General features: G+C 34.0%; 1 protein-coding gene and 1 pseudogene. Both read left to right on the forward strand.

Features of this window, described 5'->3' with window-relative positions; translation table 11 throughout:
- Positions 1-481: pseudogene (locus tag CO726_RS31045) on the forward strand (hypothetical protein); the annotation flags it as partial.
- A gap of 242 nt (positions 482-723) precedes the next feature.
- Positions 724-1,011 carry a hypothetical protein gene (locus CO726_RS31050; protein WP_169513129.1) on the forward strand — a complete coding sequence of 96 codons (288 nt, stop codon included), beginning with the start codon at positions 724-726 and terminating at the stop codon, positions 1,009-1,011.
- Positions 1,012-1,046 lie beyond the last annotated feature (35 nt).

Genomic DNA, 1,046 nt, shown 5'->3' on the forward strand with positions numbered 1-1,046 from the left:
TGTTCACCTACGTTATTGGCATGATATAGACCTACTTTGCCACCTACGCTATGCTCCATCCTTTTTAGGGCATATTATGCATCCATCTATTAGTAAAGGGGTATCTACCCCTCCTTTAAGTTTTGCTGTGCAGGGCGGAGTAAATCAAGAGTTTAATTTTGTTGTATACTCCACCTTATTAACAGATAAAAAGGATCGCTTAAAACGAATTATCGCTAGATGGAGAGATTTCGTAGAGTCAGGTAAGGATGTTATCATAAAAGATTTAAGGAATAACCCTACAATCCTAGTTATTTATGTTTCTACTGAAAAACAAGCAAAGCAAATTAATAATGAACTACTACTGGATTTAATTCTTGGCAAAGTATTGTTATGTATAGGAGAAACCTTGCATATACAAGGATTACAACATGCATTTTATCAGCCCCTTGCAGAAGGGGCGATTAAACAATTACATACAAAGCTATTTGCAACAAACTAAGCCACTCTTTTAAGCTATAGCTAGCCTAAAGAGTGGCTTAGTTTTTCTTTTTATACACTAGAAGAGGCGGATATCGAGAGAAATACACAACAAAAATGGGTAAAAAATGAGTTTTCTTATATCTCCCTCTATACAAAGTGCGTATTTTACGAAATAATATTCTTTGACACCTCAACATAAAATAACAATATATACAAATATAGTTATTTTATAGGAGGAATACATATGAAAGGAGTAACACAGTGCTACGTATACAAAGAGGGTACATGTATGATCCAGATGATAATGAGATAATTGTGAACGAAATTTTCTACAACGCTGCATCCAAACAAAAGCTAGGAAGTAAAATGGGGGTGTTTGCTGCAGACAAACTACCTACTTCCATTTTTGAAAAGGTCCAAGAAAACGAAAGTATGTCTTATACGGAAAGTATGGAAGTAGAAGAAGAAACTATTTCAGAAATACTTCGTTATTTAGACCAAAATCAAAAGCCAGAAAAACTTTATTTTGAGATACAGTACATGAAGTAACACTGAGAAGAGTGAATAAGATGGGGTTTATAAAC

The sequence above is a fragment of the Bacillus fungorum genome (genome assembly GCF_002746455.1).
Lineage (GTDB): Bacteria > Bacillota > Bacilli > Bacillales > Bacillaceae_G > Bacillus_A > Bacillus_A fungorum.